This is a genomic window from Blastococcus sp. TF02A-30, from assembly GCF_003319185.1.
GTDB lineage: Bacteria > Actinomycetota > Actinomycetes > Mycobacteriales > Geodermatophilaceae > Blastococcus.
On sequence record NZ_QOHJ01000005.1, the window covers coordinates 317251 to 330445 of the forward strand.

15 protein-coding genes are annotated in these 13195 nt (G+C 74.9%); 6 read left to right on the top strand and 9 right to left on the bottom strand.

The window, feature by feature from the left end:
* Positions 1-62 precede the first annotated feature (62 nt).
* The 6 genes from DQ241_RS13405 to DQ241_RS13430 form a co-directional block, all read right to left on the bottom strand.
* Complete coding sequence (locus tag DQ241_RS13405; protein ID WP_158545931.1) at positions 63-797, bottom strand: biosynthetic peptidoglycan transglycosylase; 735 nt, start codon at positions 795-797, stop codon at positions 63-65.
* 86 nt (positions 798-883) lie between these two features.
* On the bottom strand, positions 884-1177 hold the full coding sequence (locus DQ241_RS13410) for an MGMT family protein (protein ID WP_113830682.1): 294 nt from the start codon (positions 1175-1177) through the stop codon (positions 884-886).
* Positions 1178-1261: 84 nt separating this feature from the next.
* Positions 1262-1843, bottom strand: coding sequence for a TIGR03086 family metal-binding protein (locus DQ241_RS13415; protein ID WP_113830683.1), 582 nt, complete (start codon positions 1841-1843; stop codon positions 1262-1264).
* Positions 1844-1916: 73 nt separating this feature from the next.
* The gene (moeZ, locus tag DQ241_RS13420; protein ID WP_113830684.1) at positions 1917-3077 is read right to left on the bottom strand and encodes an adenylyltransferase/sulfurtransferase MoeZ; all 1161 of its coding nucleotides are present in this window, start codon (positions 3075-3077) and stop codon (positions 1917-1919) included.
* An 86-nt stretch (positions 3078-3163) separates the two neighbouring features.
* The gene (locus tag DQ241_RS13425) at positions 3164-3949 is read right to left on the bottom strand and encodes a DUF3152 domain-containing protein (RefSeq protein ID WP_233492422.1); all 786 of its coding nucleotides are present in this window, start codon (positions 3947-3949) and stop codon (positions 3164-3166) included.
* Positions 3950-4205: 256 nt separating this feature from the next.
* The gene (locus DQ241_RS13430) at positions 4206-5240 is read right to left on the bottom strand and encodes an alpha/beta fold hydrolase (RefSeq protein WP_113830686.1); all 1035 of its coding nucleotides are present in this window, start codon (positions 5238-5240) and stop codon (positions 4206-4208) included.
* Positions 5241-5311: 71 nt separating this feature from the next.
* Between DQ241_RS13430 and DQ241_RS13435 the strand changes: the two genes are divergently transcribed.
* Both DQ241_RS13435 and DQ241_RS13440 read left to right on the top strand, forming a co-directional pair.
* On the top strand, positions 5312-5962 hold the full coding sequence (locus tag DQ241_RS13435) for a TetR/AcrR family transcriptional regulator (protein WP_113830808.1): 651 nt from the start codon (positions 5312-5314) through the stop codon (positions 5960-5962).
* 97 nt (positions 5963-6059) lie between these two features.
* Positions 6060-6296 (top strand): DUF3107 domain-containing protein, encoded by a 237-nt coding sequence (locus DQ241_RS13440; RefSeq protein WP_113830687.1) that lies wholly within the window; start codon positions 6060-6062, stop codon positions 6294-6296.
* Positions 6297-6353: 57 nt separating this feature from the next.
* Here DQ241_RS13440 and DQ241_RS13445 read toward each other — a convergent pair whose 3' ends face one another.
* Positions 6354-7004 (bottom strand): ferritin-like fold-containing protein, encoded by a 651-nt coding sequence (locus tag DQ241_RS13445; protein ID WP_113830688.1) that lies wholly within the window; start codon positions 7002-7004, stop codon positions 6354-6356.
* A 454-nt stretch (positions 7005-7458) separates the two neighbouring features.
* Here DQ241_RS13445 and DQ241_RS13450 point away from each other — a divergent pair, with 454 nt between their 5' ends.
* From DQ241_RS13450 to DQ241_RS13465, 4 genes are read left to right on the top strand one after another with little or no spacing between them, the layout of a single operon-like run.
* The gene (locus DQ241_RS13450; RefSeq protein ID WP_113830689.1) at positions 7459-8994 is read left to right on the top strand and encodes a DEAD/DEAH box helicase; all 1536 of its coding nucleotides are present in this window, start codon (positions 7459-7461) and stop codon (positions 8992-8994) included.
* 58 nt (positions 8995-9052) lie between these two features.
* Positions 9053-10180, top strand: a complete 1128-nt coding sequence (locus DQ241_RS13455; protein WP_113830690.1) for a PQQ-binding-like beta-propeller repeat protein — start codon at positions 9053-9055, stop codon at positions 10178-10180.
* 43 nt (positions 10181-10223) lie between these two features.
* Positions 10224-11132: an alpha/beta fold hydrolase gene (locus tag DQ241_RS13460; RefSeq protein WP_113830691.1), complete on the top strand. Its 909-nt coding sequence runs from the start codon at positions 10224-10226 to the stop codon at positions 11130-11132.
* On the top strand, positions 11129-12010 hold the full coding sequence (locus tag DQ241_RS13465; RefSeq protein ID WP_233492423.1) for an oxygenase MpaB family protein: 882 nt from the start codon (positions 11129-11131) through the stop codon (positions 12008-12010). The genes DQ241_RS13460 and DQ241_RS13465 overlap by 4 nt, the downstream gene beginning before the upstream one ends.
* Here DQ241_RS13465 and DQ241_RS13470 read toward each other — a convergent pair.
* Together DQ241_RS13470 and DQ241_RS13475 are read right to left on the bottom strand one after the other, a co-directional pair.
* A complete protein-coding gene (locus DQ241_RS13470; protein ID WP_113830692.1) occupies positions 12000-12314 on the bottom strand; it encodes a hypothetical protein in 315 nt (104 codons plus the stop codon). The two genes, DQ241_RS13465 and DQ241_RS13470, sit on opposite strands and share 11 nt — an antisense overlap.
* 2 nt (positions 12315-12316) lie before the next feature.
* A complete protein-coding gene (locus tag DQ241_RS13475) occupies positions 12317-13171 on the bottom strand; it encodes a PD-(D/E)XK nuclease family protein (protein ID WP_233492424.1) in 855 nt (284 codons plus the stop codon).
* Between the last annotated feature and the right edge of the window lie 24 nt (positions 13172-13195).

Here is a 13195-nt window from a genome sequence, read left to right on the forward strand (position 1 = left end):
AAGCACGGACCTCCGACGGTTCCGGGACGGCTGGGTCGCGTGGGACGACTCCCGGGCGTGCGTCAGCCCACCAGACCCCAGGGCTCGGTGGCGATCTCGTCGGCGGTGTCGCGGTCCAGCTCGCCGACGTCCACCAGCCGGTCCAGGACGTGCGCCTGGCGGGCCGCGGCCAGCTCGGGGTGCACCAGCGGGTCGTAGGCGCTGGGCGCCTGCACGAGGCCGACCAGCACCGAGGCCTGCGCCCAGTCCAGCTCGGCGGGAGCCAGCCCGAAGTAGCCCTCGGCAGCGGCCTCGATCCCGTAGAAGCCGTGCCCGAAGTAGGCGGCGTCCAGGTACATCCGCAGGATCTGCTCGTCGGTCCACCCGCGGTCCAGCTTCACCGCGAGCACCACCGCGCGGGCCTTGGCCAGCGGATCGGTGGCGCCGTCCTCGTAGAGGACGCGGGCCAGCTGCTGGTGCAGCGTGGAGCCGCCCAGGTCGTCCCCGGTGACCAGGCCGAGCGGTGCGCGCAGCGCGCCGCGCCAGTCGACGCCGATGTGGTCGGCGAAGTGGCTGTCCTCCGTCGCCAGCAGCGCGGCGGCGATGCGCGGCGGCACGTCGCCGGAAAGCGCGGCGCCACCGAACGCGCTCAGCCGCGCGTCGACCCGGGCGCGCGCGTCGTCCACCCCCGGCGTGAGCGCCCACGTCGTGCCGACGACGAGGACGGCGACCGCCACGACCGCGAGCAGCACCCGCCGCCCGATGCGGGCCAGGCGGGGCGACGGACGGCGGAGGCGCTCGGTGGTCGGGTTCAGCACGCTGCCATCCGATCGCGGGCGGCCGTCCGCCCGCATCGTCCTTCCGGACGATCTTGGTCGTGATCCCCGTCATCCCGGGGGACGACTCAACCGGGCCAGCCCACGGCGCGCAGGTCGACCCGGCCGCCGCGCAGCGGGACCCCTTCGGCGGCCAGCAGCTCGAGCTGGCGCACCCGCACGGGCTCGGCGGCCGAGCCGTCGGCCCGGACCACGCGGAACCAGGGCACCGCTCCCCCGCCCTGGGACAGGGCCCGGGCGACCCGGCGCGGACCGACGCCCACGAGCCGCCCGATGGCGCCGTAGGTGCTCACCCGACCGGGCGGGATCCGCTCCACGACGTCGAACACCGCCTCGTCGACGTCCAGGGCGGCATCGGTCACGCGCCCATCCTGGCCCGTTCCCCGGCCCCGTTGCAGGGCCCCGCCGCGAGCGTCCGAGCAGTGGGGGGCGAGGGCGGCCTGCTCTCAGAAGTCCTTGCGGCCGAAGCGGGCCAGGAGCCGGGTCTGGGGTGACGCGGACGCCGAGACGTCCAGCGGCGGGTCGAAGACGCCGGGGACGCCGTCCTCGGGCAGCTGCTCGGCGAAGACGAGGGCAGCGGTGACCAGTTCGCCGTCCAGCTCGGCGTCCCCACCGGTGGCGCGGGCGAGGTCCCAGGAGTGCACGGTGAGGTCGGCGGTCATCTCGAGGATGTACTGGGTCGCCGGCGTCGGGCCGCGCTCGAGGTGGACGGTGCGCACCAGGGCGTCGTCCTCGGCGAAGGCCGACAGCGAGCCGTCGGCGGCGGTCTCCCAGCCGGTGAACGGGTCGTCGCCGAGCAGGTCGGAGGTCTCGTCCGGGAACCGGCCCTCGGCGTAGGGCTCGCCGGCCAGGAGCGGCGGCGCCCAGAGGTGCTCGCTCACCAGGTGCGCGACCAGGTCGGCGACCGTCCAGCCGGGCAGCGCCTCGTCCTCCCACTGGTCGGGGTCGACGGCGTCCACCCGGTCGGTGAACAGCGCCTGCGCGCGCTGGAAGAGCTCGAGGAGTTCCACGGGCGAGAAGTCGGCCATGCCGCCAGTCAAGACGACGACGGCCCGGCACGCTCCCCGAGGGGACGCACCGGGCCAGTCGTATCGGGATCACTCAGTACGTGGGGAGCGCCTTGTCGATGCGCGTGGCCCACGCCGTCACGCCACCCTGGACGTGGACGGCGTCCTTGAAGCCGGCGTTCTTCACCGCGGCGAGCACCTCGGCGGAGCGGACACCGGTCTTGCAGTGCAGCACGATCGGCTTGTCCTGCGGCAGCTGCGCCAGCGCGCGGCCCGAGAGCAGCTCGTCCTTGGGGATGAGCTTCGCGCCGGGGATCGATACGATCTCGTACTCGTTCGGCTCCCGGACGTCGATCAGCTCGAAGTCCTTGCCGGCGTCCATCATGTCCTTGAGCTCGTCGACGGTGATCGTCGAGCCCGCGGCCGCCAGCTGGGCCTCCTCCGAGACCACGCCGCAGAACGCCTCGTAGTCGATGAGCCCGGTGATCGGCTCCCCCTCGGGGTCCTTGCGCACCTTGATCGTGCGGAAGGTCATCTCCAGGGCGTCGTAGACCATGAGCCGGCCGAGCAGCGTCTCGCCGATGCCGGTGATCAGCTTGACCGCCTCGGTGGCCTGGATGGCGCCGACCGTCGCGCACAGGACGCCGAGCACGCCGCCCTCGGCGCAGCTGGGGACCATCCCGGGCGGCGGGGGCACCGGGTAGAGGTCGCGGTAGTTCGGACCGTGCTCGTTCCAGAAGACCGAGACCTGACCGTCGAACCGGTAGATCGAGCCCCACACGTAGGGCTTGTTCAGCAGCACGCACGCGTCGTTGACGAGGTAGCGCGTGGCGAAGTTGTCGGTGCCGTCGACGATCAGGTCGTACTGGCTGAAGATGTCGAGGACGTTGTCGCTGTCCAGCCGCGTCTCGTGCAGCCGGACGTCGATCAGCGGGTTGATCTCCTTGATGGAGTCGCGCGCGCTCTCCGCCTTCGACCGGCCGACGTCGGACTGCCCGTGGATGATCTGGCGCTGCAGGTTGGACTCGTCGACGACGTCGAACTCGACGATGCCCAGCGTGCCGACACCCGCCGCGGCGAGGTACATGAGCACGGGCGAGCCGAGGCCACCGGCGCCGACGGCGAGCACCTTGGCGTTCTTCAGCCGCTTCTGCCCGTCCATGCCGACGTCCGGGATGATCAGGTGGCGGCTGTAGCGGCGGACCTCGTCGATGGACAGGTCGGCGGCGGGCTCCACCAGGGGTGGCAGGGACACGCTTGCTCCTCGGGGTCGCGGTTTCCCGGCTCTGGGCCGGCGCGTTCTTCCGCACAACAGCGTGCCAGGCGGGCCGATTCCCGCGGCTACGGGTAGGGCCAGGCGTTCTTGGTGCAGCCCTCGAGGCCGAGCGTCTGCTGCTGCATCACCGGGGCGACCTGGCCCGCACCCGGGCACGGCTGGTGGCCGTTGCCGAGGGCGTGACCGACCTCGTGGTTGACGACGTACTGCCGGTAGGTGGCGACGTCACCCTGGTAGTCGGGGACGGCGGTGGCCCAGCGCGCCAGGTTGATGACCGCGCGCTCGCCGTAGCGGCAGGAGGTGTAGCCGCCGGTGCCGACGCCCGGGCAGTAGCGCTCCATGCTGCCCGGGCTGACCAGGGTCACCTTGAACTCGTACTGGCTCGCCGCCGCCTCGACCGCGCCGACCCGCTGGAACGACATCCGCCCGCCGTTCCCCCACGAGCGCGGATCGCCGAGCGTGGCCGTCACCGCCTGGGCGAAGGTCTCGCCGTCGACACCGATGCCGTCCTCCACCTCGACGACGAAGCGGCGCAGCGGGCCGGTCCCGTACACGGCCGACCCGCCGTCGACGACCGAGACCGTGCCGGCGCCCTGCTCCACGTAGGTCTCGGGTCCGGTCGCCACCGGGGTGCCGGTCGGCTCGGCGTCGCCCTGGGCGGGCGTGGTCGGCGCGGCCGCGATGCCCGGCAGGTCCTCGGGTTCGGGCGTCGGCGCCGCCGTGGTGCTGCCGGCGACGGCCGTGCCGGCCGGCTCGTCCAGCGCGAGGTCGCCGAGCGTGAGCAGCGTGGCGATGGTCAGCAGGGGGACGGCGTAGGCGCGCCAGCCGTAGCGGCGGGCGAAGCGCCGCACCCGTCCACCGGGCGCGGGGGGACGACGCCGCGCCCGGGCGGTGTCGAGGTCGGGGGCAGCGACCAGCGGCCCGGACCGGACCGGTGCGCCGCGGGCGGCGGGACGCGCGGGCGGCAGGCCGCGGACGGCGGAGGCGGGTCCCCGGCCGTCGGGAAGGCGTCCCGCCACTGACCGTCCCCCTGCCCTCGTCCCTGCGTCGGCCCCAGGGTCTCACGCAGCGTCGTCTGCCGGCCACAGCCGCACGACGCGGCACGTCTCAGCGCCCGGGCAGCTGCTCCAGCATGCCCAGCACGGCGCGGGCCGTCGGCTCGGGCGCCTCGAGCATCGCGACGTGGCCGATGCCCTCCAGGAGCCGCAGCCGGGAGTCGGGGACGACGGCGGCCAGCCGGGGCGCCAGCGCCGGGTCCACGAGCTTGTCCCGGTCGCCCCAGATCACCAGCGTCGGCTGGGAGAGCGAGGCGGCCATGCGCCAGGCGTTGGCCCGCCCGACCCGCAGGTAGGAGGTGATCAGGCCGCGCATGCTGCGGGTGAGCGCGCGATCGGCCCACGGCTGCTCCGACCGCTCCCGCATCTCGGCGACGGCCTGGTCGATCCGCTCGCGCGGCACCCGGGCCGGATCGCCGAAGCACATGCGCACCATCGCCCGCACGCTCTCCTCCGGGGTGATCCCGGCCATCCGCTTCTCCGCGAGCGACGGGATGCCGGGCAGCAGCAGGAGCAGCAGCGCCCGGCTGAACGACGGCGGCACCCGGTACACCGGCATGGCCGGCGACACGAGGGTGAGCGTCGCGACCAGGTCGGGGCGGTGGGCGGCGACGAGCAGGCTGACCAGGCCGCCGAGCGAGTTGCCCAGCAGGTGCACCGGCCGGCCCAGGCCCTCGCCGGGCTGCGCGCGGACGTGCTCGAGGACGTCGACGACGGCGCGCACGTGGCCGCGGATCGAGTAGCGGCCGCGCGGCGGAGGCTGCGAGCGGCCGAACCCGGGCAGGTCCACCGCCCAGCCCTCGAGCCGGACGGCGAGGAGCCCGGCGAGGTCGGTCCAGTTGGTCGACGCCCCACCGAGCCCGTGCACGTAGAGCGCCCGCTCGCGCGGTGCCCCGTCGACGTCGCCGTCCACCGGGCCGGTCCAGGGCGTGCGGCGGACGAAGACCTCACCACCGCTGACGGGCAGCTGGTCCCCCGGCCAGGGCGGCAGCAACCGGTGCAGCTCCGGCAGCGCGGTGCTCGACGCGGGCGCGTCGGGAGCGCCGCCCTCCGGGCGCGGCGCGTCGGAGAGGAAGGCGTCGGTCACCCGCTCGACGGTAACCGCACGGGTGAGCGGCGCATCCGGGGCGAGAACCCGCCGGTAACATGCCGTTCGCCATGCAGCCCCCACGCCCAGCACCCGCGGCCAGCCGACGCACGTCCCGTCTCCCGCGGGGCGCCCGCCGGCTCCAGCTGCTGCGCGCGGCGCAGGACGTCTTCGTGGCGCAGGGCTTCCACGCCGCGGCGATGGACGACATCGCCGACCGCGCCGGGGTGAGCAAGCCGGTCCTGTACCAGCACTTCCCGGGCAAGCGGGACCTCTACCTGGCCCTGCTCGAGGAGCACGTCTCCGAGCTGGCCGACCGGGTCGGCGAGGCCATGGCGGCCACCGACAACAACCGCGCGCGGGTCGACGCCGCCGTCGGCGCCTACTTCGCCTTCATCGACTCCGACGGCGAGGCCTTCCGCCTCGTCTTCGAGTCCGACCTGCGCAACGACGACGACGTCCGCGCGATCGTCGACCGCGGCACCGGCGTCTGCGTCGAGGCGATCGCCGAGGTGATCGCCGCCGACACCGGTGCCGACCCCGAGCGGGCCCTGCTGCTGGCCTCCGGGCTCACCGGCCTGGCCGAGACCAGCGCCCGCTGGTGGCTGCCGCGCAAGGGCACCGTCTCCCGCGACGAGGCCGTGGCGCTGATGTCGGCGCTGGCCTGGCGGGGCATCTCGGGATTCCCGCGCCTCGCCGACGGCGAGCAGCTGTCCTCCTGAGCCGTCGTTCGCTGTCGGCGCACCGGCACGACCGGACCGACCGCGCCCGCCTGCACTAGCGTTGGGCCAGTTCCGCCAACGAGGAGGCATCGCCCACGTGGAAGTCAAGATCGGCGTCCAGCACTCCCCCCGGGAGCTGGTCATCGACAGCCCCAACACCCCCGAAGAGATCGCCGCGGAGGTCGCCAAGGCGATGTCCGGTGCCACCAAGGACGGCCTGCTGACCCTGGAGGACGAGCGCGGTCGCCGGGTGCTCGTGCCGGTCGACCGGATCGCCTACGTGGAGATCGCCCAGGCCGACCAGCGCCGCGTCGGGTTCATCGCCGGCAGCTGATCGCCCGTACGACGACGGGGCGCCCACCGCACGCGCGGTGGGCGCCCCGTCGTCGTCTCAGGGCCGCAGCCCCAGCGCCTTCATGCGCTCGGTGTGCGCGTCGGTGATCCGCTCGATCAGCCGGCCGATGCCGGCCAGGTCACCGGTCCCGGTGACGATGAGGTCGGCCAGCCGGTCGTGCTCGGCGATGACCGCCTGCGAGCGGGTGATGGCCTCCCCCACGAGCCGCCGTCCCCAGAGCGCCAGCCGGCCGGCGAGCCGGCGGTCCGCGGCGATGGCCGCGCGCACCTCGCGGACGGCGAAGTCGGCGTGCCCGGTGTCGTCCAGCACCTCGAGCACCAGGGCCCGGTCGGGGTCGGGCAGGAACTCGGCGATCTCGCGGTAGAAGTCCGCGGCCAGGCCGTCGCCGACGTAGGCCTTCACCAGCCCCTCCAGCCACGTGCTGGGCCGGGTGCTCTCGTGGAACGTGTCCAGCGCCGACGTGAACGGCGCCATCGCCGCGGACGGGTCGGCGCCGAGCTCGACCAGCCGCTCGGTGAGCCGGACGTGGTGGGTGATCTCCGCGGCGGCCATGCGGGCCAGCGCCGCCCGACCGGTCAGCGTCGGGGCCATCCGCGCGTCCTCGGCCAGCCGGTCGAAGGCGGTCAGCTCGGCGTAGGCCAGCACCCCCAGCAGGTCGACGACGGCACCCTGATCGGCCTCGCTCACTCGGGATCTCCTGTGCTCGGAGGGAGGGCGTGCGCCGCCCCGGCGGAGTGGGGCGGACCACACCGCGCGTGCGGCGGGCAGAGGCTAACCGGTGCCTCCGCTAGCATGGGAATCGGTGAGCCGTTCGGCTCGCTAGTTCATCTGTGCGCTGACGACCGTCGGACGACGCCCCTCCGGGCTGTCTCCCGGGCCGATCCCGCCCGGTCTTGCTGGCCGCGTCGGCGCTGGAACCGATCCCGCGACAACCGACCGGGACAGGTCCGAGGACGGCGATCCCCGCCGCCGGAGCCGGTCCCCCAGCAGACCAGAGGCGAGAGCACTGACCTCCACCGAGAACACCCCCACCGACACCACTCCCACCGACACCACCGCCGTCGACCTCGACCGCGCCGAGTCCGGCGCGCCCGCTCCCGAGGAGCTGGAGCAGCAGGTCGAGGAGCTGGGCGGCGCGCCCGTGGCCACCGACAGCCCGCTGTTCAGCGACTTCGACGTCCACCCCGACATCGTCGCCGCGCTGGCCGACGCCGGGATCACCCGCACCTTCGCCATCCAGGAGCTGACGCTCCCGCTCGCGCTGACCGGCAACGACCTCATCGGTCAGGCCCGCACCGGCACCGGCAAGACGCTCGGGTTCGGCGTCCCGCTGCTCAACCGGGTCACCCCGCCGGCCGAGGGCGGCGACGGCGTGCCGCAGGCGCTGGTCGTCGTCCCCACCCGTGAGCTCTGCGTCCAGGTGTCCCGTGACCTCGCGACCGCCGGCGCGAAGCGCGGGCTGCGCGTCGAGGCCATCTACGGCGGGCGGGCGTTCGAGCCGCAGATCGAGGCGCTGCGCAAGGGCGTCGAGGTCGTCGTCGGCACCCCCGGCCGGCTGCTCGACCTCGCGCAGCGCGGCGACCTGATCCTGGGCAAGGTCAAGGTGCTCGTCCTCGACGAGGCCGACGAGATGCTCGACCTGGGCTTCCTGCCCGACATCGAGCGGATCCTCGCGATGGTGCCGGAGAAGCGGCAGACGATGCTCTTCTCGGCGACCATGCCGGGCCCGATCGTCACCCTCTCGCGGTCGTTCATGACCCAGCCGACGCACATCCGCGCGCACGGCAACGACGAGGGCTCGACCGTCCCGCAGACCACCCAGTTCATCTACCGGGCGCACAACCTGGACAAGCCCGAGCTGCTCTCGCGCGTGCTCCAGGCCCGCGACCGCGGCCTGGTCATGGTCTTCTGCCGGACCAAGCGCACCGCGCAGAAGGTCGCCGACGAGCTGGTCGACCGCGGGTTCGCCGCGGCCGCCGTGCACGGCGACCTCGGCCAGGGCGCCCGCGAGCAGGCGCTGCGCGCGTTCCGCAGCGGCAAGGTCGACGTGCTGGTCGCCACCGACGTCGCCGCCCGCGGCATCGACGTGACCGGCGTCAGCCACGTCGTGAACTACCAGTGCCCCGAGGACGAGAAGACCTACGTGCACCGCATCGGCCGCACCGGCCGTGCCGGCTCCACCGGTGTCGCGGTCACCCTGGTCGACTGGGACGACATCCCCCGCTGGCAGCTGATCAACAAGGCGCTCGGCCTCGGCTTCGAGGACCCGCCGGAGACCTACTCCACCTCGCCGTGGGTCTACACCGACCTGGACGTGCCCGAGGGCGCGAAGGGCCGGCTGCCGCGCTCGCAGCGCACCCGCGAGGGCCTGGACGCCGAGGTGCTCGAGGACCTCGGCGAGACGGGGAAGCGCAACCGCCCGGCCGACCGCGGCGGACGTCCCGCCGACACCGAGCGCCCGGCCGGCGGCGGCAAGAGCCGTCCGCGACGCCGCACCCGCAGCGGGAGCGGTGAGGGCCAGGCCGAGGCCCCGGCCGCCGCGGCCGACGCCCCGGCCGAGGGTGCCGCCGAGGGCGGGGCCGCCAAGCCGCGCCGTCGTCGCCGTCGCCGTGGCGGTTCCGGCCGTGGCGGGGCCGCGCAGGGTGGCGAGGCCGCCGCCAGCGCCTCCGACTCCTGATGGAGGACCCCGTCCCTCTCACCGCTCGCACGCTCGCGGCGAGCCTCCGGACGGGGCCATGAGCACCGTCGGCCGCCTGCCGCTGCGGGTGTGGGTGTGGACGGCGGCCGTCGCGGCCCTCGTGCTCGTCGCCGCGCTGCTCTGGCGCGGCTCCGACGCGGCGGCCACCGAGAGCACGACAGCTCCGCCGCCCGACGTCCCCACGGGGACGCCGGGCGGCGCCGTCTCCGAGGTCTGGTCGGCCGAGGGGTCGACCCTGCCCGCCGACGTCGTCGAGGGTGCCCGGGTCGTCGTCGGCGAGGAGCACGGCGTGCGCGCCCTGGACCCGCTGACCGGCGACGAGGTGTGGCACTACACCCGCTCGAACGCGCGGTTGTGCGGCGCCACCGCCACCAACGGCGTCGTCGTCGCCGTGTTCCGCACCGCCGGCCGCTGTGACGAGGCGGTCGCGCTGGTGGCCGGCACCGGGGTGCGGGCGTGGACCCGCAACCTCGACCTGCGCCCCGACATCGAGCTCAGCTCGACCTCCTCCGTCGTGCTCGCCGAGACCTCGTCCGGCGTGGTCACCCTCGACCCGAACGGCAACACCCTGCGGTGGCGGGAACGGCCGCCGAGCGGGTGCCGGTGGCTGGACGCCGCCGTCGGCAGCGCGGGCGTCGCGGTCGTCCAGCGCTGCGGCAACGCCGACGCCGTCCAGCTGCGGGTGCTCGACGGCTTCGCCGGCACGCAGCGCTGGGTGGTCGACGTCCCGGCCCCCGACGGCGCCGACGTGGCGCTCCTGGGCGCCGACGACCTGATCGCCGTCCGGGTCGACGGCGAGCTGCGCACCTTCGCCGCCGCCGACGGCGCCGCCCGCGCCCTGCTCCCCGTGACCGGGACGGCGGCGATGACCTCGGCCGGCGGTGCGGTGCTGCTGCACGCCGAGGGCAGGCTCACCGCGCTCGACCCGGCCACGGGCGAACCCCGCTGGACGGCGCCGGCCACCGGGCTGCCCGGGCCGCCCGCCGACGACACGGTCCCCGCGCTGGTCGTACCGCGGACCGACGGCTTCGCGCTGCTGGACCCGGCGACCGGGGCGGAGCGCGCCTCCTCCACCGCCTCGGGCGTGGCCGAGGGCGGCACCGCCACGGCGCTGGGACCGGTCGTCGTGCTGCGGCTGGACGACGGGGTGGTCGGCTACCGCTGACCCGGCGCGGCACGCGGCGCCCGAGCGAGGTTCACTGGGAACCATGGTCCTGCCCGGCGGTCCCGACTACGACTCCGTCACCCTCGCCATCCCCACCGACGACCTGCGCCAGCTCGCCGATCACGACGCGCGGCCGCGCACCTTCGCCGGTGGCGCCGGCCCGATCGCCGCGCTGGACACCGGCCCGGGCAGGTCGGGCACGGTGCTCCTGGTCCCGGGCTACACGGGCAGCAAGGAGGACTTCGCCCCGCTGCTGCGGCCGCTCGCCTCGTCCGGGTACCGGGTGGTGGCCGTCGACCAGCGCGGGCAGTTCGAGTCGCCCGGTCCCGACGACCCGGCCGGCTACACCGTGCCCGAGCTCTGCCGTGACGTCGTCGCCGTCGCGCGCGAGCTGCGCGAGGAGAACGGTGCGCCGCTGCACCTCCTGGGTCACAGCTTCGGCGGCCTGGTCACCCGGTCGGCGGTGATCGCCGAACCGGGGCTGTTCACCACGTTCACCCTGCTCGGCTCGGGACCGGCAGAGCTGGGCGGCCGGCGGGCGGAGCTGCTCGGTTTCCTCGGTCCGCTGCTGGACCAGGGCGGGGTCGAGCTGGTGCACCAGACGCTCGAGCAGGTGGCGATGACCGATCCCAAGGCGCAGGCGGTGCCGGCACCGACCCGCGAGTTCTACGCGCGCCGCTTCCTGGCCAACAGCGCGGCCGGGCTGCGCGGGATGGCCGACGCGATGCTCGCCGAACCCGACCGCGTCGCGGAGCTGGCGGCCACCGGCGTCCCGGTGCTCGTGGCGCACGGCGAGGCCGACGACGCGTGGATGCCCCACGTGCAGGCGGACATGGCCCGCAGGCTCGGTGCGCGGTACGAGGTCATCGACAACTCGATCCACTCCCCCGCGGTCGAGAACCCGGAACGCACAGTCCAGGTGCTCTGCGAGTTCTGGGGCTCGATCGCATGAACCGGCGCCTGGCCCCGCTCCCCTCCCCGGACGACTGGACCGAGGAGGAGGACCGGCTGGGCTTCTTCGGGCCGGGCAGCGTGACCTGGCGGATCCACGGCGACCCCGCCTACCACCTGGGCGCCATGCGGGCGCTGATGCTCCAGGCGCTGCACCCGGTGGCCATGGACGGCGTGGCGCGCAACTCCGCCGGATTCAAGGACGACTGGTGGATGCGGATCACCCGCACCGGCCAGTACATGGAGACGGCCGTGTTCGGCACGCGGACCGAGGCCCGCCGGATGGCCGCCCGCGTGCGCGGCTACCACCGGAAGCTCTCCGGCGTCGAGGAGACGACCGGCCGGGCCTACCGGGTCGACGACCCCGACCTGCTGCTCTGGGTGCACAGCTGCGCGGTCGAGTCGATCCTGACCACCGCCCGCCGCGCCGGCCTGGACCTCCCGGACCGGGACGCGGACCGCTACGTGGCCGAGCAGGTCGCCTTCGCGCAGCTGGTCGGGGTGCCGCTGGAGACGGTGCCGACGTCGGTCGCCGAGCTCGACGCGTACTTCGCCGGCATCCGGCCCGAGCTGCGGGCCACCCCCGCGGCCGTGAAGGGCGTGCGGGACCTGTTCCTCCCGCCGATGCCCGGCTGGCTGCAGGTGCTCACGCCGGCCCGGCCGGTCTGGGGCTCGCTGGCAGGGCTCTGCTTCGCGCTGCTGCCGGGGTGGGCGCGGCGGATGTACTCCCTGCCGGGCCTCCCGCTGACCGACGCGGCGGCGACCACCGGCCTGCGCGCGTTCCGCGCCGGGTTCCTGGCGCTGCCCGACCGGGCGTACCGCTCGCCGATCGTGCGGGCCGGGTTCGAGCGGGCCGGCGCGGAGCGGCTCAGCGCCTGACCACCTCGGTCTCGGTGAACGCGGCGAGGCCGAGCAGGACCGCGACCGGGAGGAAGAACAACCCGATGCCCTGCGCCAGGAGCACCGCCCAGACCAGCACGAGGACGGCGGCGGCGCCGGTCTGCCAGCTGGACGACGCGGTCGGCGCGGCGCGGTAGGCGGCGGCGCTCAGCGCCACGGGCACGCCGAGCAGGACGAGCGCCCACGCGCCGGAGTCCTGCCACGTGGTCACCGCCAGCGCGACCGCGAGGAGCACCGCCAGCCCCAGGGCCCAGCGGTGCAGGCCGCGGGTCGGCCCCGGCACGGTCAGTCCTCCTCGGGCAGGAAGCTCCACGGCTCCCGGGCCGGACCGGCCGCCTGGCCGGCCGGGCAGCTCGACCGGAAGTCGCACCACCCGCACTGCTTGCCCGGGACGGCGGGGAACGCCGCGTCCGGGTCCTGGCCGGCGGCCACGGCCTCGCTCGCCGCCTGGATGTCGATCGCGATGTCCTCGGCCCGCCGCGCGTGGTTGGCCAGCGACTTCTCGGTGTGCTCGAAGGCCGCGACCGTGCCGCTGGGCACGTGGTGCAGCTCCACCCGGCTGCACGGCCGGCGCATCGTCCGGCGGACGGCGAGCACGTACAGCGCCAGGGCCTGCGAGCCGCGCGCCTCGTCGTCGGTGCTCGGCGTCCGGCCGGTCTTGTAGTCGATGACGACGAGCTCGTCGCCGCGCTCGTCGATCCGGTCGACGCGACCCGACAGGGTCATGCGCTCGGTCATCGTGCTGACCGTGCGCTCGCGGGACCGCGGCTCGTCGGTGGGGTCGACGCCGTCGAGGTACTCGGTGAGCCAGCCGGCCGCGCGGGCCTTCCAGCGGTCGGACTGCTCGGCGTCGCGGAAGCCGGCCGGCGTCCAGGCGGCGTAGAGCAGCTGCCGCGCCGCGCCGGGCGTGCGGCGCTCGACCGGCAGGTCCCACCACGAGGACAGCACCTGGTGCAGCGCCGTCCCGACCGTGTGGTGGGCGAAGCGGGGGCCGCGCGGCGGGGTGGGCCGGTCGACGTTGGCGTACCGGTAGCGGCGCGGGCAGTCGGAGAAGTCGGCCAGCGACTTCGGGCTGGCGCGCAGCAGCCGCCGGGGCATGCCGGGCAGGACCGCCTGGCCGCCGTCGGTCGGGTTGCGCATGCCCGCCACGGTAACCAGCGGGGC

What these genes read in the sequence shown, in the direction of transcription:
- DQ241_RS13435 (WP_113830808.1), top strand. Translation starts at nt 5,312, where the DNA reads ATGCAGCCCCCACGCCCAGCACCCGCGGCCAGCCGACGCACGTCCCGT.
- DQ241_RS13460 (WP_113830691.1), top strand. Translation starts at nt 10,224, where the DNA reads ATGGTCCTGCCCGGCGGTCCCGACTACGACTCCGTCACCCTCGCCATC.
- DQ241_RS13455 (WP_113830690.1), top strand. Translation starts at nt 9,053, where the DNA reads ATGAGCACCGTCGGCCGCCTGCCGCTGCGGGTGTGGGTGTGGACGGCG.
- DQ241_RS13475 (WP_233492424.1), bottom strand. Translation starts at nt 13,171, where the DNA reads ATGCGCAACCCGACCGACGGCGGCCAGGCGGTCCTGCCCGGCATGCCC.
- DQ241_RS13415 (WP_113830683.1), bottom strand. Translation starts at nt 1,843, where the DNA reads ATGGCCGACTTCTCGCCCGTGGAACTCCTCGAGCTCTTCCAGCGCGCG.
- DQ241_RS13465 (WP_233492423.1), top strand. Translation starts at nt 11,129, where the DNA reads ATGAACCGGCGCCTGGCCCCGCTCCCCTCCCCGGACGACTGGACCGAG.